This window comes from Streptococcus sp. HCA-5024, from assembly GCF_037890265.1.
GTDB lineage: Bacteria > Bacillota > Bacilli > Lactobacillales > Streptococcaceae > Streptococcus > Streptococcus lingualis.
On record NZ_JBBKBR010000003.1, the window covers coordinates 237,126 to 257,142 of the forward strand.

8 protein-coding genes are annotated in these 20,017 nt (G+C 44.4%); all 8 read right to left on the reverse strand.

Annotation, left to right across the window (positions count from 1 at the left end):
• Position 1 precedes the first annotated feature (1 nt).
• On the reverse strand, positions 2–2,386 hold the full coding sequence (gene secA2 / locus WKT08_RS06905) for an accessory Sec system translocase SecA2 (protein WP_080934963.1): 2,385 nt from the start codon (positions 2,384–2,386) through the stop codon (positions 2–4).
• Positions 2,387–2,411: 25 nt separating this feature from the next.
• Positions 2,412–2,882 (reverse strand): accessory Sec system protein Asp3, encoded by a 471-nt coding sequence (gene asp3 / locus WKT08_RS06910; protein ID WP_045759953.1) that lies wholly within the window; start codon positions 2,880–2,882, stop codon positions 2,412–2,414.
• Positions 2,879–4,423, reverse strand: coding sequence for an accessory Sec system protein Asp2 (gene asp2, locus WKT08_RS06915; RefSeq protein WP_045759954.1), 1,545 nt, complete (start codon positions 4,421–4,423; stop codon positions 2,879–2,881). The genes asp3 and asp2 overlap by 4 nt, the downstream gene beginning before the upstream one ends.
• Complete coding sequence (gene asp1, locus WKT08_RS06920) at positions 4,416–6,005, reverse strand: accessory Sec system protein Asp1 (RefSeq protein WP_045759955.1); 1,590 nt, start codon at positions 6,003–6,005, stop codon at positions 4,416–4,418. Before asp1 ends, asp2 begins: the two co-directional genes overlap by 8 nt.
• An 8-nt stretch (positions 6,006–6,013) precedes the next feature.
• Positions 6,014–7,231, reverse strand: coding sequence for an accessory Sec system protein translocase subunit SecY2 (gene secY2, locus WKT08_RS06925; RefSeq protein WP_045759956.1), 1,218 nt, complete (start codon positions 7,229–7,231; stop codon positions 6,014–6,016).
• A 224-nt stretch (positions 7,232–7,455) separates the two neighbouring features.
• Positions 7,456–8,460 carry a sugar transferase gene (locus tag WKT08_RS06930; RefSeq protein WP_070466673.1) on the reverse strand — a complete coding sequence of 335 codons (1,005 nt, stop codon included), beginning with the start codon at positions 8,458–8,460 and terminating at the stop codon, positions 7,456–7,458.
• A gap of 187 nt (positions 8,461–8,647) precedes the next feature.
• A complete protein-coding gene (locus tag WKT08_RS06935; RefSeq protein ID WP_340281012.1) occupies positions 8,648–13,516 on the reverse strand; it encodes an accessory Sec-dependent serine-rich glycoprotein adhesin in 4,869 nt (1,622 codons plus the stop codon).
• A gap of 197 nt (positions 13,517–13,713) precedes the next feature.
• Entirely contained in the window at positions 13,714–19,941 is a 6,228-nt protein-coding gene (locus WKT08_RS06940; protein ID WP_340281014.1) for an accessory Sec-dependent serine-rich glycoprotein adhesin, read from the reverse strand.
• Positions 19,942–20,017 lie beyond the last annotated feature (76 nt).

Here is a 20,017-nt window from a genome sequence, read left to right on the forward strand (position 1 = left end):
TTTATGGGAAATGCAAGACAATTTCCCCTTTTTTATTGATTTCTACTCGACTTAGTAAGAGATTGCGGACCATTTGTTCTTTGGCCGCCTCTTTCATTCGTTCAAAGGATTGGTAGGCTTCTTGGAAAAATTCTACCAAAGGGTTTTTCTGACTGGTGTACTGACCAGAGAGCGCCATGCGCAATTGTTGCAGATAGTCTACCTGCTCGACCCAGTTTTCATCGATAGCTTTTAGGATGGCCATGCGCTGGAATTGGGCGATCACCTCATCGGTGCCTAAGATCTCATACTTAGCTTCCAACTCGCTTTTAGCAATCTCCCATAAGAAATTCTCTTTGGTTTTCTTGCTACGGAAGGTTTGGTGGGCCTTTTCCGGATCTACTTGGTAGCTCACATTGTCTAACATATAGCGATAAAAAGCTACCGGTTCCTTGTATTCTTTTTTATGGGCTACGCTTGAAAAGACGGAACGAAGAACTTTTTCAACGATGTCGTCCAAGCGACCTTCTTGTTTGATCAAGCGGTCGCGCTCTTCGTAGACGATGGCACGCTGAATGTTCATGCTTTCCGCAAATTCTAGCGTCATCCGACGACTGGCCTGACCAGAACTTTCACTAGCATTTTGGGCCCGTTCCACCAAGTTTCTATACTTGCGCTTGGTCAGAGCTTTGGCTGAACCAATCCGCTCATCCACATCATAGTCTTGATAGGTATCCTGGATCCAGTCTGGTCCCCAGTTTTTCATCAAATCGTCTTCTAAAGAGACAAAGAACTTGGTCAAACCGGGATCTCCTTGACGACCTGAACGTCCACGAATTTGAAGGTCAATCCGCTGGTTCATCATCCGCTCAGTCCCAACAACCACCAAGCCACCTAACTCAGCGACTCCTGGTCCCAACTTGATATCGGTTCCCCGACCGGCCATTGAGGTCGCAACCGTCACGGCTCCTTTTCGACCTGATTCCTTAATGATCTGGGCCTCTCGAGGAGCATTGTTGGCATTAAGAAGATTGTGAGGAATCCCTTCGCGCAAAAGAAGATTCGAGTAAAGAATCGACATCTCAACGGATCCGGCAAAGACCAGAATCGGATTACCCTTTTCATGGACCTTCTTCACATAATCCAGAGAAGCCACGATTTTCTCTGGCAAGGTCTGATAGATTTCATCTGGCAAATCCTTGCGGATCTTCTTGCGATTGGTTGGGATCTTGATCACTGACATGGCATAGGTATCAAGAAACTCTGCCTCAGCGACCTTCCCAGTCCCAGTCATGCCACCCAACTTCCGAAACATCTTAAAGAGGTTTTGGTAAGTAATAGAAGCCATGGCCCGTGTTTCTTGGGTGAGCTTGAGACCCTCTTTGGCTTCAATCGCCTGGTGGAGTCCTCCTTGCAAACGGGTCATTTCCATCAAGCGCCCCGTCGCCTGGTCTAGTAAGACAATCTCCGGTTGCCCTTCGACATTGGGATGGATGACATAATCCTTATCCTTAATAAAGTTTTTATTGGCCTGCAGGGCTAAGCTGATATGGCGGACCAAGTCACGGTATTGGGGATCATAGAGGTTGGGAATGGCTAGAAAGGCTTCTGCTGCATGAGCTCCTTTTCGAGTCAACCAAACCCGTTTCTTTTCTTCATCAAACTTGAAGTCTTCCCCCTCTTTGAAGGTTTGGATCAGGGTATCAATAATCCCATATAGGTTGGATTGGACCCGAGGAGAACCAGAAATAATCAAGGGAGTCTGAGCACTATCTAGAAGCACCGAATCAATCTCATCGACAATGGCGTAATTGAAGTCTGCCAAAAACTGGCCATCTGCCGAAGCCGTCAAGTTCTCTGTGAGATAGTCAAAGCCTAGACTGGTATTGGTCGTATAAATGACATCTGACCGGTAAATCTCCCGTTTGACTTCTGGATCTAATTCTTCGTCTTCTGATTGTTTCAAGGGAACTCCAACAGTCAAGCCCAAAAAGCGGTAGACCTGTCCCATCTCTTCTGCATCCCGAGTTGCCAGATAGGTATTGGTCGTAATAACCATGACCCCTTTGCCCTCTAAGGCATTGAGATAAACCGGCATAGTTGCCGTCAAGGTCTTCCCTTCACCAGTATTCATTTCAGCGACATTGCCTTGGTGGAGGACAATACCTCCCATGACTTGCACGTCATAAGGAAACATGCCCAAGACCCGTTTATCAGCTTCACGCGCAACCGCAAATGCTTCCGGCAAGAGATCATCCAAGGTCTCACCCTTAGCTAGACGTTCCCGAAATTCCACAGTTTTCTCCTGTAGTTGTCGATCCGTCAAGCGGGCCATGTCATCCTTCCAGCTATTGACTTCTTTTAAGATTTTTTTGATGTTTCTTAATTTAACGTAATCCAATGTAATCCTCTTTTTTTGCAGTGATGTTCGTCTATTCGAGAACTTCTGCTCCCTCAGACGATATTGGTTGAATCGTGAAATAGTGGAAGGTAAACTCTTGCAAACCTGCACTGAGCAAGCGTACTTCATAGGCGTAAGCTTGATCTGGATAGGTAAACAGCAAGCGACCTTCTGCGGTTACTCGACGGGCAACGACCTCTCCAAAGCGATCTTTGAAGACGATTTCTACCATAACGGTATGAGCCGGAGTCGCTTCCATCGTGATAACCAATTCATAATCTTGCTCTCTTTTGAGCAGGGGCAGACTAGGAATTTGACGAGTTGCGCCAAAATTTGTCTGCGAATGCCAAGTTTTCAGTACTTGACCAGATGGCATGAGGGGGTTCTGAAACTGAACGCTTCCTTGGTCAGTCGCTTGAATGGTCGACCCCCAAAGATAATCTGCCAGAACGGTATCGCCCCAGTAGATTCGTCTGCTTTCATTTTCTTTTATTTTTATCATTGGTTTCTTCCAAAGTCTCTTTCCATGATTTCTTTGTACTGGGTCACAAACCACTCAATGATCGGACCACTCGCATCATTGTGTCGACCGGCGCGGCTAGTACTGATAATACGAACCGGCAATTCATACAAGGCCTCTAAAATATCTGGATAAGCCTGCTGGTCATAGTCATCATCCCTCATATAGGCAAGGGCTAAAATCGTATCCTTGAAATCTGCCTGGTCAAACCGGTCCCAGAAGCGTTGATTGAGCTGACCGATCCCTTCTTGCGACACTTGACCAATGATCAACTGCATCATGTCTAGGGATGTTCCAAACTCATCTGGACGTTTAAATTTCAGGTTGGCAGCGACATCCCCCAGGTTGACAATGGGTTTTCCGACCAAGATCGCATGAGGAGAATAAAGAGCACCATAGTAAAGGGCACCAAAGGTCCCCATGGACAAGCCTGAGAAATTCATATCTTTTGGCTCAAAGCCGAGCAAGTCCAAGTGCTGATCAATAAAGGCAGTGATTTGACTTTCCAATTCTTCTGAGCCCATATAGAAGGATCCACCTTCCAGTCTTGGGTCAGAAAAGAGAATAAAGGGACTCCCCATCGCACGCATCATCCCAAACCCTTCAAATCCTTCGGCCGGACGATACCCAGAAAAGTAAATGTTTAAAGGTGGCTTCAGATCGCCAGGATGGAAATAAGCAAAAATTTCTTGGCGTTTGTGGTCCCGTAGCGTCTTAGCTCCTACTGTCATCTCTCCTAAAGGACCATGTGACAAGCGCTTATGTAGGGCTCCGATCGTAAGCGTCCCTTCTCCTTTTGCTTCCAGCGAAAAGGCTAGGTAATAAGGTTCTGCTCCATCCAATTCTAGTGGTTGCTCCATCTCTTCTTCTGAAAAGACTGCATCTTTGACCCACTCTCCCAGAGCACCAAAGCGGTAAAATTGGATCCGCAATTGCAGCTGACAGCTTGGATCTTTTTCATATTCCAACCAAAAATTGATAGGACGGCTAGCATCATACACGTAGTTGTAGACCCACTGAGCAATCGGTGTAAACTCTTCACCGTATGATCCATCTAGCTGAAGAAAATGTTGCCCCAGCACCGTTTGCCGGCCAGCAAAATCCGGTCTCACCCGCAGGTCACGAACCGTAAAGGCATCTCCATATTGATTGTCGTATAAAAAGCGCTCTAAGACATAGAGAAATTGATGCTTGTTTGAGAAATCCCAGGGTCTTGCTTGCTTGAGTCTTAAGAGGTGGGCCAATTCGTCAGAAGGCGCCTCTAGTTCATGGCTTTGATCATAAAAAACAGTATACGGCTGGAAATAAGCCAGGTCTTCTCCTAAAGCTAATAAATCTTCTGGCTTTTCCAGAATCAAGGCTTTGAATTTGGAGATTTCCTCTTCTTCCATATACTCTTTGAGCGATGGAAGAGTGGTAGCTTGAAAAAAGTGCCAGCCTAGTCCAGCAGGAAGCTCCACTTGATCCTGCCAACTGCTTGAGCCGATTTGGAGAATATGGGGTATTTGTAATTTTTTATCCATGACGTTCTTTCATCCATCCTTCCCATTTCTCGATCAAGCGTTGACCGGTGTATTCTTGAATTTTTTCGATCGAGTAGACCAAGGCTTCGTTCCAAGGCTTCAATTCCAATAAAAAGTGAGTAATCGCCTTCTCTAATTCCTTGTCTCCCTTTGATAAGACATAGCCGTTTTTCAAATGATCGACATATTCTGTCTGGACGCGGTTGACCTGAGGAATCCCAGCAGAGATCCCTGCAATCTGCGTGTAGAGGTTGGGTTCCTCGCTTAAATCTACGATCAAGCGTGTTTTCTCCAACTCTTGAATAATGTCATTTTCATTTGAAAAATTCTTTACTACAAAGCGGTAGTCCGGTGCGTCTTGTACAGACTCTTCATCAATAATCTGGTTTTCCCCAAGCCCTTCCATTTGGGCTGGTGATTGAACCAGATGCAAGTCCTGCTCGCTAGCGATCAATTCCTCGAGTTGCCCTTCTAATTCCTTAACACGCTCCGGTGATCCATTGTAAAATGCAAAAACAACCTCAAATAAAGGATGTTGCGCCAAGACCTCCAGAACCTTTTTGAGCTGGCTCTTACTTGGAAGCTCAGCTTCATTGACATAAAAGTAAATCTTTGATTCCTTGCGTTCCTGACTAGATCCCAAACGAAGGCGGGAGTCAAAAGAGGTAATCCGGTGTGTCTTCTGAGCCAAGCTAGGAGAAAAGACCCCAATCGCTTCTTTGGTTTTTTCACTATCTGTAATCAAGAGTTGGGCATCAATCATATCAAAATAGAGGGCAAAGTTTTCGGCAGACAAGGGCTGGCGATCCCCGTAGAAAGACAAGACTTTCTTGACACTACTTGCTGTATCTTGTAAAAAAGCCAAATTTGCTGGATGAGCTGCCAAAACCAACTGATCTCGTCCTGGAACCAAGGTTGCTAGCTGCTCCTTCATTTTTTCAGCGACAACGTCTCCCATATTGGCATAGCTTTCTTTTTTGAAGGCAGGAAAGAAAGCTTCATTAACCATGACGGAGTGGTTCTCTTCGATCAACATCTCTCTCAAAACCCATTGCCCATCAAAACTCAGATACTCTTGGAAATAAGGTTTCCCCTCATTGTAGTAGATTCTACTAGAAATAAAGCCACGATCATCTAAGTACTCGATGTAGCTGATCTCGTCATTCTTATAACGGGTCAAAGAGAGAAGGTTTCCATCCACTCCCATATCAATTTTCGCTAGGTGGTGGCCCTTTCGAAATGCCATCACCAAAAAGGGAGTATAGGAAAAAGTGGTCTCACTCGGCCATTCGATGTCCTGAAGTTGAACTGGGCGCATAGCCAAATCAGACGGAACCTGTTGGATCTTATCAAAAATCGAAAGGACATCTGTCTCTAACAAATCTTGGCGGTGTAAAAAATAGCGCAGTTGTGGACTATATTGAGGCAACAATAAGATCCGATCCATTTCTGCTTCTTGAAAAATACGAACTTGATTAATGGTATCGTCAAATTCAATGGACTCTCGCATCCAGTACCAAGGGGTAGCTGTTTGCTGCCAGATGCGGTCCGTTCCATACCAGGCTGGTACAAAATAATACATGGTTACTCCTAGAATATTCTTGTATAACGTTGATTCACACGAAGGGCACGAATTTCTTCTCGGATATTGTAAATCATCCCGACAAACATGAGGAAGGTTCCTGGAATCATGGTCAAGCGCAAGAGATCTTTATCCCATAACAAGAGAGAAAAAGGAAGCGCCGTGAAGAGGATCAGATACAAGGTCCCAAAAACCGTCAAGCGTAGAACAATTTTATTGATATAGCGACGTGTATCTGCTCCAGGATAGACATGATCGATATACTCGGAAGCCTTCATCATCTTATCTGCAATTTCTTCTCCGTTCACATTGACAAAGGCGAAAGCAAAAGAGAGAAGGGCGATCATCAGAATGTAAAGAAGGATCCAAATCGGATCTCCCATCACCAAGTGTTTAGCTAAACGAGCAGCCCACTTGGCATTGGAATCCATTGACAAGATCAAGAGCATAGCATACTGAGGAATGGACACCAAGGTCATGGCGTACATGAAGGGCATCCCTCCTGCTGGGTTGAGCTTGATATCCAAAAAAGTATAACTTTTCAAGTTGTTGTGGATCCCTAATTTATTGACAGGAATCTGGTACTTGGAATATTCCACCAAGACTGCCACATAGACAAAAATCAAGATAAAAATCACGCCCAGAACATAAGCGATTTCTGGGATATTATTGACATTTGAAAGGGTCTGCATCACGTCTTCGGGCAGGTACATAACCATCCCAGCCATCATGATCACAACAGAACTTCCAAGGCCCAGAGCGGCATTTAGATCGGAGAGCCAAACTAAAAAGAAGGCTCCGGCTACCATAATCATGGTATTGACCGCAATGACAAGCCCGGGGTTCAATCCCGTCTTCAAGGGGAGATACATGGCCACTGCCAAAGACTGGACGATGGCGAGCGCCAAGGTCACGTACATCTTTCGTCGCTCCACTATCTCCGTGCTAGTTTTTTCGAGGTTAAAGCGTTTTGAAACGGTAAACATCCGCCACAAAATCATGGAAGACATCCATGGGGATAGACCGATCGAAAAGATCGACATCCCGCGGAGGTTCCCCCCCATCACAGCGCTTGAGAGCTGCAAGCCCGTTGTTGTTCCCTCATTGAGTCTCAAGGCCTTTGATAAGTCAACAAAAGGCAGGGAAATTTTACTTCCCAAAACATAAATAAAGACGAAAAATATCGTCCAACAAAATCTCTTTCCTACTTCAGATCGTTTTAACATTTCTTTTAAACTTTCTCTTACTCATTTTGACTCTTCCACCTGGGAAACAGCCTTAAAATATGTGCCTTTAGAGCATTTTATCTCAACTTATTTTACCATAATTTGCGACTTTTCCAAACTCATTTGTCACTAATATTTGATAATATTTCAATTTCCCCATTTGGTACCGTATTCAACAAAAAATCCTTCAGATGTTTATCTGAAGAATCTTGTTTACTTGGATATTATTCTCCTAAAGCCATGATGGTATCGACAAATAATTTCTTTGTAAAATAGCCATTGCGGATCAAATAAGAAGTATATTGAGCCTTTCGGACCATTTGAGCATACTCTTCTTCTGTACAGTCTTGGACCAAACGATTGGCTTCTTCAAGACTGGAGGCTACAAAGCCGAGCCCTTTGTCTCGAATATAGTCTGCATTTGACAAATAGTCTGGCACTACTACTGGAAGACCAGCAGATAGATAAGTCGATAGTTTGTAGGAAATATTTTCTTTGTAGTAATCCCGCTCATCCTCAGGATTCTCAGAATTTCCCCAGACAAGCCCAAAACCACCCTTGGAAAGCTCGAGAAGCAATTCTTGCTTAGTCCGCCAGCCTTCCATATGGATCTTAGAATAATCGACTCCTTCAACCGGTTCGGTATAGACATGAAGGGGTGTCTCATATTTCCAATCGATGATATGTGGGAAACGTGAAGGATTTCCTGAGAAGATCAGTTTTTTCTCAAATTGCGGAGTATAGAGGTCCAAACTATGGGTCAAATCCCACAACTTTTGGACCACATATTTTTTCACTGTGAGTCCTTCTGATACTAGACGATGGTACATTTGCTCTGACGGAACAACGACCAGATCACTCTGATTGTACATGTCGATATAGTTAGGCATTAGATAATAATTGCTCTCAAACATGAGTGGTGGGACATCATGGATAAACATGACCAGCTTGGTTTGAAGGAGTTTTAACTTATCAACCAAACGGCGGTCCCACTCAATTCCATTCCAAGAAGGAGATTGAACGAAGACAATATCCCCAAAAGCAACGCCTGCTAAAATCCCATCCATTCGCGAGTTCAATTCGCTAGCTGGTTCATTGCTATGATCATAAAAGTAGATCCCTAATTCATTAACCCCAAGTTCACGAACGACATTCATAATATCGTTTTGTGCCATCAGGGCAACACTTTTCGAAGATTGCCCAAATAGATTTGTAAAATGGATTTTCATCTCTTTCCTCTGACTCTTCTTTTTTAATCCCATATTTTCTGAAGATATGAAGGCAAACAGAGCTTTTCACAAAGTAACCTTTTTCATATCCCTCAACGAAAACTTCCTCATTCATTATAACATATTTCCCAACTTCTTAGACATTCTAGATCAATAAAAGACCGGTTCATTCCGGTCTTTTAAGGTTTTATTTGCCATCTTTTTTCCGAATTCCTAAAAGGGCTAATCCAGACAGAAGAATGGAAGCTCCTGTAGCAAGAATATTAGATGAAGGATGGGCACCTGTCTCTGGAAGAGCAGGTCCGGAAGAATGCGTTGCAGTTAGCGAGCTTGTGTCTGATGGAGATTCTGAGTAAGAGGTGCCAAACGAAGACACGACAGACTCCGAAGAACTTGTCACAGCAGAGAAACTTGACGCATAAGACACACTAATCCATTCAGAAATTTCCTGCGATAAGGATTGACTCTCTGTCGATGATGCGCTTCTAGAATCTGAAACACTCGTCAAAGGAAATTCAGATACTGGCATGGACGTTGAAGCCGATTCGCTTGAAGAAAGGAGTGAAGCTGATTGGCTATAGGAGTCAGACTTCGATAGCGAGGCTGACGCTAGAGATTCTGAATGGGAGGTCCATTGTGAAGCAGATAGACTCTCAGAAACGGATCGAGAGAACGATTCAGACTCTGAAACCTGCGATGCAGCTACGACATGAGAAGTTGAGGCAGATTGGCTTGTGGAGACAGAGGCTTGAACTAATGAATCTGATTGACTGGCCGAGATAGATTCTTGAGCCAATGAATTTGATTCACTTGCCGAAACGGATGCTTGTACCAAGGAATCTGATTGACTTGAAGAAACTGATTCTTGTACCAGTGAATCGGATTGACTCGCTGAAACGGATTCCTGAACCAAGGATTCTGATTGGCTTGCCGATACCGATGCTTGAGCCAACGAGTCTGATTGGCTGGCAGATACAGACTCCTGAACCAATGATTCCGATTCACTCGCAGAAACTGACTCTCGCACCAACGATTCTGATTGACTCAATGATGTTGATTGCAAATCAGTCGATACTTGCGATTCCGACTGACTCATTGAATCAGAACGAGAAAAGGACATAGATTCTGTAATTTGAGACTTAGATCCGACATCAGAAGTAGATTGTGATTGACTGGCAGATACAGATTCCTGAACCAAGGACTCGGATTGGCTAGCCGATACTAAGGCTTGAACCAACGACTCTGACTGGCTGGCAGATACAGATGCTTGAACCAGCGAATCGGATTGGCTGGCTGAAATCGACTCTTGTACCAGCGAATCGGATTGGCTTGAAGAAACTGATTCTTGAACCAAGGATTCCGATTCACTCGCAGAAACTGACTCTCGCACCAACGATTCTGATTGACTCAATGATGTTGATTGCAAATCAGTCGATACTTGCGATTCCGACTGACTCATTGAATCAGAACGAGAAAAGGACATAGATTCTGTAATTTGAGACTTAGATTCGATATCAGAAGTAGATTGCGATTGACTTTCGGAAACTGATGCTTGAATCAAGGACTCAGATTGACTGGCGGAAACTGATGCTTGAATCAGCGAGTCTGACTGACTGACAGATACTGATTCCTGAAGCAAGGAATCGGACTGGCTAGACGATACAGATGCCTGAACCAGCGAGTCTGATTGACTAGCAGAAACGGATTCTTGTACTAACGAGTCTGATTGGCTAGCCGATACGGATTCCTGAAGCAACGACTCTGACTGACTCAACGAAACGGATTCTGACAGCTTTTTGCTCATCGAAATAGATTGTGACAAGGAAATCAGTTGAGAAACCACTTCCTCCGATCCAACCGCCGATGTTGACTGCGATTGAGACACAGAAATTGATCTAGATGCTAAATTAGATAAGGATACCGACTGACTCAACGAAACAGATTTCGAGGCTTTTTCAGACTCACTCTTAGATGCTGATGCTGCTTTTGATTGTGAGTCGGATTGACTAGCTGATACAGATTCTTTAATCAATGACTCTGATTGACTCGCTGAAATCGACTCTTGAACAAGCGACTCAGATTGGCTTGAAGAAACTGATTCTTGAACCAAGGAATCAGACTGGCTGGCCGATACGGATTCCTGAAGCAACGACTCTGACTGACTTGCAGAAACCGACTCTTGGACCAGCGATTCCGATTGGCTGGCTGAAACGGACGCTTGTACCAAGGATTCTGATTGGCTAGACGATACAGATGCCTGAACCAGCGAGTCTGATTGACTGGCTGAAACGGACGCTTGTACCAAGGATTCTGACTGGCTGGCAGATACGGAGGCTTGTACCAGTGACTCTGACTGACTAGCAGATACAGATTCCTTAATCAATGACTCTGACTGGCTGGCTGAAACGGAGGCTTGTACCAATGAATCTGACTGACTTGCTGATACGGATTCCTGAACCAAGGATTCTGATTGACTTGCCGATACAGATTCCTGAACCAACGAGTCTGATTGGCTGGCTGAAACGGACTCTTGAATCAACGACTCCGACTGACTTGCGGAGATCGATTCCTGGATCAACGAGTTGGATTCGCTTGTCGATACAGATTGTGACAAGGAAATCGAGGTTGAAACCTGTGAATCTGATTGACTGGCGGAGCTAGATGCTTGTGACAAGGAAACGGACTCACTGACCGAAACAGATTGAGAAGATGAAATGGATTCTGAAACTAGTGACTCTGAAGTTGAAATCGAGAAGTTTTGAGATTGTGAAGCAGATTCTGACGGTGTCATCTTCCGATAGTAATAATTCACACTCGTTAAGGGGTATGAATCTACTATTTTTTTGATCGTTTGTTTGAAGTTGGAAAAACCATCTGCTCCTTGAGGTGTTGCATCTTCTCCAACGACCATGGTCGTATTTTTATCGAGGTAGGCCGATTTTGGAAGTTCCGTGAATGGTTTTGGAACAGTATATTCTATTCCTGTTTTCTCATCAGTGTATGTAACTGTCTCCTTACTAGAGAACCAACCTGTAATATCCAACTCAAAATGTTGGTAATCTATTCGTTTTGGTGTAACATTCAGGAAATAATCCTTGTTTTTACTTTCAACTTTACGAGTTCCACCTAAATCTGAAAGGTTATCCGTACTATCTTGTTTAAATTCTTTTTCATAAACAAGTGTATATACATCGGTTACCTTAGCATTTCCTACATCACCACTACTAACATCATGGATTTTAGAAGGATCTAAAACATAGTAGCGAAGAGAATAATCACCATTTTGATTAAGGGTGACAACTTCACTTTTAATGAAATGCTCACGCGCATCCCCTAATAGTTCAATTCTTGATTTCCCATTCTTACTATTATCGAACACCCCACTTTTACGATTCGGGAACACGGTGTGCGCTGGGACCTGTACATAACCAGGAAATTCGCGTGGATTGGAAGCTGTATAATGCTGGCCTTCCAATCCGTAGATTCTATACTCTAGTAAGGATCTTTCTTTCCCCGTTGGTTCATATTGCCCATTAAACCATCTACCATTCGGGTCCACTTCTCTATAGAAGGTCGATTGTTGTCCCATCATAGATGGAATTTTGATACTAGGATACGTCCTAATCAATTGCCCTTGATTCTCAGGCGTCATGACATCATAAATACTCCGGAATAAGAAAGCCTGTTCCGGAATAAAATTCGTCAGCATTCCAAAGGTCCCATTACCTGTAGAAGGTTCCGAATTAAAAACCTTGTTCCCAAGGGGAGCCTGACCAATTAGTACTTCTTTTGGTAATTGAATATCTTGGCCATATCCTTCTGGAGATACAGTTTGTGAAAAAATTTCAGCCCCATCTGATTTTCGGACAATGCGGAAATAAACATCCATTGCCTTATGCTTTTCCGGATCTATCTCACTGATATCAATCGACATAGTCGCATAGTAACCAAGTGACTCTCCTTGTTTATTCACAAAGTCCCAAATACCAAATGTATAACGATTGGTGTAGGGTTCACCTAAAAAATTTTTCAACTCTTCAGGCGAAAATCTTAAGAGATCTTTATCTAGATGAGGATCCTTAGCATATCCTGGTGTGTCAAGTGTAGGATCTTCTACACTCGCACCATTGGGATCTTCTGGGTTCGGGGTCATATCCAATACATCATCAGCCAAGTATGTTTCCTCAGCTAGAGGAGCCAACTGAGCAGAGATCGCAGGTTTCCCATCTACATTTGTATTTCCCACAAAACCTGCAGCTGTCAAGGTCGTCATCATCTCATCGACAGCTTTCTCCAAGCGATCGCGCTGGTCAGCATAAGCTTGCGCACTGGCATTGGTGTGGATCAAGTTATTGCTTGCAGTCACTTCAGCCTGCACTTTGTTAATGACCGCTTCGACCACTGCTCGGCGATCGGTGTCCGTCATTTTAGATGCGTAATTCCCTGCAATTTCTTGAAGCAATTCAGCTTCAGAGGTATTTTGTTCTAAAACAGTAGCTTCTTCTAAACTAGTCGGCTCTTCAATACCTGCTTCTGACTCTAAAGCTTGAGCAGACTCGCTAAGTGCCGTTGATAATGCAGTTGATCCAACTTCGCTCAAGGATAAAGAGGTGGATTCACTGATCGAAGCAGACGCACTCTCAGATGTAGAAAAACTAGTTGATTCTGAAACAGAGATGGATTCTGAAGGCTGGCTTGAGGTTTTCGCTAAGACCACACTATCCACTTCTGCCAAGGTTTCCTCTTTTGTCTCGGAAACCGTTGGTGCAAGTGATGTTGCATCCTCCGCCTTAGCAGTCGTAGCAAGCACAGCACCACCAAATACAGTCCCTACCGTAATCAAACCTTTTAAGAAGGCTTGGTTATGCTTTTGACTTTCTATTTGATCTTGCTGTACGTTGGCAATGATGGTCTCCTCCACTTGCCCACGCACCACGCGAAAGAGGCCTAGAGCAGCTGTTGATGCTCGAAGCCAATTTTTTCCTGATTTAATTAATTTGAAGCGTACGACACGATCTGTTTCACGAAAGTTTCCTTTTGAACGCTTAAATTGCATGATATTCCCCTTACATTGTAGTCATTATTCATTATACAGCAATACTACGTAGATTCAAGTAATTTGCTACAAAAAACTTATATATTATCGTTTAATTTTCAAATTTTTTTGTAACACATTAAAAATACTTCATTCTACTAGTAAAAAAGTGAATCTCCTATGAGATTCACTCGAAAAAAATGATATTTCCTACTAGATCAGTTCCCCTTCTTTTTACGTCGGGTAAGTCCAGCAATTCCAGCTAACCCTGTAACTACTCCGAGAAGAGCCGATGTTACAGATCCTGTTTCGCCAGTATTTGGAAGGGCCACAGATTGGCTGTGTTTTTGTGATCCACTTGCTGATTCTGATGCAGACAATGACTCTGAATGAGAAATTGATTGGCTCATTGAGTTAGAGTATGAACCGCTACCAGATGTTGATCCTGATTGTGATTGACTCACTGAAACTGAAGTACTTACTGATGTTGAAGTTGATTCAGGTGCATAGGTACTCAATGATGCTGACTCAAATGCAGATACTGATGTCGAAACTGAAAGCGAAGTAGAGACTGACTGGCTTTCTGATACTGAACTGCTCAACGATGTTGACAATGATTCGGAGGTCGAGATTGATTCAGATGTTGAGACTGACTCGGATGTCGAAACTGATTCTGAGGTAGACGCTGACACAGACGTTGAGACAGATTCCGACGCTGATACTGATTCTGAGGTTGAAACTGACTCAGATGTAGATGCCGACTCAGACGTCGAGACTGACTCAGATGTAGACACTGATTCTGATGTTGATACAGATTCAGAAGTAGACACTGATTCTGATGTTGATACAGATTCAGAAGTAGACACTGATTCAGAAGTTGAGACTGATTCAGAAGTTGACGCTGACTCAGACGTCGACGCTGATTCGGACGTTGAAACCGACTCTGATGTCGATGCCGATTCTGATGTCGATGCCGATTCAGAGGTTGAGACTGATTCAGACGTTGACGCTGACTCAGATGTAGACACTGATTCGGACGTTGACACTGATTCTGATGTTGATACAGATTCAGAAGTAGACACTGATTCAGAGGTTGAGACTGATTCTGAAGTCGATACTGACTCAGATACAGAAACTGATTCGGACGTTGAAACTGATTCTGAAGCAGAGGCTGATTCGGACGTTGAGACTGACTCGGATGTCGACACCGATTCAGACGTAGACACTGATTCAGAAGTTGACACTGATTCAGAAGTTGACGCTGACTCGGACGCAGAGGCTGATTCAGATGTTGATGCTGACTCAGAGGTTGAGACCGACTCAGATGTTGATGCTGACAATGATTCAGAGGTCGAGATTGATTCAGACGTAGATACTGACTCAGAGGTAGAAATTGATTCAGACGCTGATACTGACTCAGACGTTGATACTGATTCAGATACAGAAACTGACTCGGATGTCGAGACTGATTCGGACACTGAGGCTGATTCAGAAGCAGAGGCTGATTCGGACGTTGTTACCGACTCAGATTCTGAAACTGACTCTGACGTTGAGACTGATTCTGATGTTGACGCCGACTCAGACGTTGTTACAGACTCAGATGTTGATACTGATTCTGACGCTGAGACTGACTCCGAGGTTGATGCCGATTCTGATGTCGATGCCGATTCAGAGGTTGAGACTGATTCTGATGTTGAAACTGACTCAGACGCCGATACTGATTCAGATGTTGAAACTGACTCTGAGGCTGACAATGATTCAGATGTTGAAACTGACTCTGAGGCTGACAATGATTCGGATGTTGATTCAGACTCGGATGTCGAAACTGATTCTGAAGTTGAAACCGACTCAGACGTCGATGCCGACTCGGATGCCGAGAATGATTCAGACGCTGACGCTGATTCAGACGCTGAGACTGACTCCGATGTTGATGCCGATTCTGATGTCGATGCCGATTCTGATGTCGATGCCGATTCAGAGGTTGAGACTGATTCAGACGTTGACGCTGACTCAGATGTAGACACTGATTCGGACGTTGACACTGATTCAGAAGTAGACACTGATTCAGAGGTTGAGACTGATTCAGAAGTTGACGCTGACTCAGACGTCGACGCTGATTCGGACGTTGAAACCGACTCTGATGCCGAGAATGATTCAGAGGTTGAAACTGACTCAGACGCAGATACTGATTCAGAAGTAGACACTGATTCAGATACAGAAACCGATTCGGATGTTGACAATGATTCGGAAGTCGAAACTGATTCGGAGGTTGACACCGATTCAGACGTTGATACTGATTCTGAGGCTGACGCTGATTCAGAGGCTGATACAGATTCAGACGCTGATACTGACTCAGACATTGAGACAGACTCGGACGTTGAAATCGACTCAGACGTTGAAATCGACTCAGACGTTGAAACTGACTCTGATGCCGAGAATGATTCAGAGGTTGAAACTGACTCAGACGCAGATACTGATTCAGAAGTAGACACTGATTCAGATACAGAAACCGATTCGGATGTTGACAATGATTCGGAAGTCGAAACTGATTCGGAGGTTGACACCGATTCAGACGTTGAAACTGATTCTGAGGCTGACGCTGATTCAGAGGCTGATACAGATTCAGACGCTGATACTGACTCAGACATTGAGACAGACTCGGACGTTGAAATCGACTCAGACGTTGAAACTGACTCTGATGCCGAGAATGATTCAGAGGTTGAAACTGACTCAGACGCTGATACTGATTCAGAAGTAGACACTGATTCAGATACAGAAACCGATTCGGATGTTGACACTGATTCTGATGCAGATGCAGATGCCGATTCGGATGTTGACACTGATTCTGATGCAGATGCAGATGCAGATTCTGAGGTTGAAACCGATTCGGATGCTGATACTGATTCTGACGCAGATGCTGACTCAGATGTTGAGACTGACTCGGATGTTGATACTGATTCGGACACTGAGGCTGATTCAGAAGCAGATGCTGAGACTGACTCGGATGTTGATGCCGATTCAGAGGTTGAGACTGATTCTGATATAGATGCCGACTCAGACGTTGAAACTGATTCAGAAGTTGACGCTGACTCAGACGTCGATGCCGACTCAGACGTTGATACTGACTCGGACGTAGACACTGATTCAGACGCTGATGCCGATTCTGAGGCTGAGACTGACTCAGATGCAGACACTGATTCGGACGTTGACACTGATTCAGAAGCCGAAACTGACTCGGATGTTGATACTGATTCAGACGCTGAAACTGATTCTGAGGTTGAAACTGACTCTGACGTTGAAACCGACTCTGAGGTTGAGATTGATTCTGATGTAGAAACCGATTCTGACGCTGACTCGAACACTGACACAGATTCAGACGATGAGACTGATTCTGAGGTTGAAACTGACTCAGACGTTGACACTGATTCAGACGTTGACACTGATTCAGACGTTGAAACCGACACCGAAGTAGAGGTTGATTGACTCTCTAATACGGAAGTGCTCAACGATGCTGATTTCCTAGCGGACTCACTCAAAGATACTGATGCAGACTCAGATTGCGATTGGCTTACGGATTTTGAAGCCGACTCGCGAGTCGATTGACTTAGTGACTCTGATACCGACTGTGAAAGCGATGCTGATGCTGACTGACTCACTGAAACAGAGGCGCTCGTTGAAGCGGATGTCGAACTTGAGACAGACTGGCTAACCACTTTGGATACACTTGCTGATACCGAAGCAGACTGCAAGTCACTGACACTTGCGGATGCTGATTCCGAAACTTTCACAGATTCAGATTTTCTTGTCGATACAGATTGACTCGTTGAAGCGGATTGAGATTGAGAAACCTCCTTGCTCAACGATTGACTGCGAGATAAACTAGCTTGAGCTGAGACACTTGCAGAAGTTGATTGGCTTAGTGAAGCTGACAAACTTTGTGAGCGAACCGGGCTCAGTGACTGGCTCAATGAAACGCTCTGCTGAGCCGATACGCTCTGAGATTGCTTCGCACTTAAAGACTGACTGATCGATTGCGAAGTCTTCGTAGATGCACTCTGACTGCTTGATACAGACTGACTGTGATCGCTATCTGACAGTTTCACCGCTACGACATTGGTCGTACTATCTTTATAAGTAATGGTGACTGTACCATCACTATTAACCGTATAGGACTTAATCCGGTTGGCCACCTCTGGATTAACAGCCGATACAGCAGCAATCACCTTGCTCTTATCTGCATCTGTCAATGCAGTTAGACTCGTCACCTGAATAGTGCTTGTCGGCGCCACACCTGGTGTACGATCAGCGAGACGCCCCTGAGTAATCCGAATCTCACCCAAACCATTTGGACGGTTCATATTGGAGGCATTGTCAATAGCCGCTACGTTGCGTTGCCATGTATTTCGGTAGGTATGGTAAAGATCATCCTTCAAATGAATGGTCGTTGTGATGGTTGCAGGGTTCGCACTGGTAGCCGTAATATCACCCGTGATAGGAGCAATATCACCTGTCCCATACTGGCTACTACCAAAGAAATTGCCGTTCAAGGCATTGTCATTCAGATCCGCTCGTGCAACGACTTTCATTTCTTTAAGCTTGCCACTGTCATCCGTTGCCGTGAAAGTCACAACCGCATCATCACCAGCGTAAATAGTATAATTCTTCCCACCACCTTCAAGAGGGGTTGATTTCGGTTCCACACCATTGACGGTCAACTTAGCCGTCACTTCAGGACGCGTTCCGTCAGTTACAGCCACGGAATTACTGGCATCTGAATACACCGCATAATCACCATACATGATGCGAGCTTTGGCTGTTACACCACCCGTTTGTAACTTAACAGTCGGCGTCACAATCGCTTGACCCGAAGCATCTGCCACAGCTGTTCCCACTTCGTCGTCATTATTGTATAGAACGACTGTAGAACCTGGCTCAGCTCCCGTCACCGTTACAGGCGTCTGTGTGTAAGCCTTATCCAATAATCTCGTTTCAACAGTTGGTGCTGCAAGTCGCTTCACTGGAGCCGTCACATCATTTGTAGTGTTATCTTTATAGGTAATGGTCACCACACCAGATGATGAAACGGAATAAGATTTAAAGTCCTTTGAAGTGGCAATATTGGGGTTAGCAGTCTTAAACGCTTCCCAAATCTTCTCTTTTTCAGCCTGGGCCAAGTTAGTAGTATCATTGACAAAAGTCGCTGTCGTCACAGCCGTAATCGGATTACGAATGCCATCATTTTGCGGCAAAACCTGAATGCGTAGCGTTCGTGTCACTGACTGCCTAGCCGTATTGGTCACTACAAAAGAAACATTATAAATTTTCCCAGGCGTTACGACCTCTGTCTGCCCAACAGTTCCCATGATATTAAAGGCCACTGCACTATTTTTCAAGGCCGACGTCTGAGGAACATTAATGCCATTCACACGATCACTACCAGAAGCGTAGCCAATGCTTTTAATACTATTTCGTGTAGGAATGGTTTCCACAACATTATAAGCATAATTGAGGTAATCTGAATTATAAACAGAAATCAAGGCATTATTGGCTGGACCTAAATTATATTGGGGCGCACGAAGGCTGGTATCCGTATCAATACGATTCCCATTTCGCGGATCCCGTTGACCAGATGTCGCACGAAGCACCGCATTAACCAAGCGATTGCGAGCACTCTTAGCCTGGCTTTCCACGGCATCCATTTGGATTGCCGGATTGGATAAGCCTGTACGAATAGCTTCTAAAGCCAGATCTCCACTTTCAATAGCAGATTCTGTCCCAGGGATTTCCAAAGCCTGCGCACGATAGGTGTATAAATCCAAAGCCAAAACTTGCAGACGCTTCACCTGGTCTTCCGAGCGATTGTTTTGAGCCTCTGCTACTTTCTCACTCGTTTCAGAAGTAGCTGCATGAATAGTATCATTCTCTGAGAGATTGCTACTAGCAATTTCTGAAGTGGACGGACTCGCTGAAGCACTGACACCATGAGATTCACTCAAAGATACCGATTGAGACAGAGAAAGGCTGTCACTAGCTGACTCTGAAAATGAGATAGATTCACTTATAGATTGACTGGCTGACACAGAATCTGAGTTTGACGTCGTCCCCAATACAAGACTATCCGAACCCGCTACACCGGTCGACGGACTGATTTCAGATCCAACAGTCGCATTCATCTCATTTTCCTCGGCAAATACTGGATTAGCAACCGTTGTCGCCCCAGCCAGAGCCCCTAGCACAACCATCCCTTTGACCAGATCCGTAGGCATAGAGTGTGATGATGCTTCATATTGAACCACGATGTTTTCATCTACACCACCTCGCATGACACGAAATAGGCCTAACCGCGAGACAGATGCCCGTACCCAATTCTTTCCTGATTTGATTAATCTATAACGTGTGATTCGCTCCGTTTCGCGAAAATCACCCTTCGAACGTTTAAAAAACATGTCCGCTCCTTAAAAATAAGATATCGAGTTATTATACACTAATTTTCCCCAAAAGTAACTAATTAAGACTAGTTTT

Bases quoted from the DNA above. Each gene is read 5' to 3' on its own strand.
- asp3 (WP_045759953.1), bottom strand. From the start codon at position 2,882: ATGATAAAAATAAAAGAAAATGAAAGCAGACGAATCTACTGGGGCGAT.
- asp2 (WP_045759954.1), bottom strand. From the start codon at position 4,423: ATGGATAAAAAATTACAAATACCCCATATTCTCCAAATCGGCTCAAGC.
- asp1 (WP_045759955.1), bottom strand. From the start codon at position 6,005: ATGTATTATTTTGTACCAGCCTGGTATGGAACGGACCGCATCTGGCAG.
- secY2 (WP_045759956.1), bottom strand. From the start codon at position 7,231: ATGTTAAAACGATCTGAAGTAGGAAAGAGATTTTGTTGGACGATATTT.
- WKT08_RS06930 (WP_070466673.1), bottom strand. From the start codon at position 8,460: ATGAAAATCCATTTTACAAATCTATTTGGGCAATCTTCGAAAAGTGTT.
- WKT08_RS06935 (WP_340281012.1), bottom strand. From the start codon at position 13,516: ATGCAATTTAAGCGTTCAAAAGGAAACTTTCGTGAAACAGATCGTGTC.
- WKT08_RS06940 (WP_340281014.1), bottom strand. From the start codon at position 19,941: ATGTTTTTTAAACGTTCGAAGGGTGATTTTCGCGAAACGGAGCGAATC.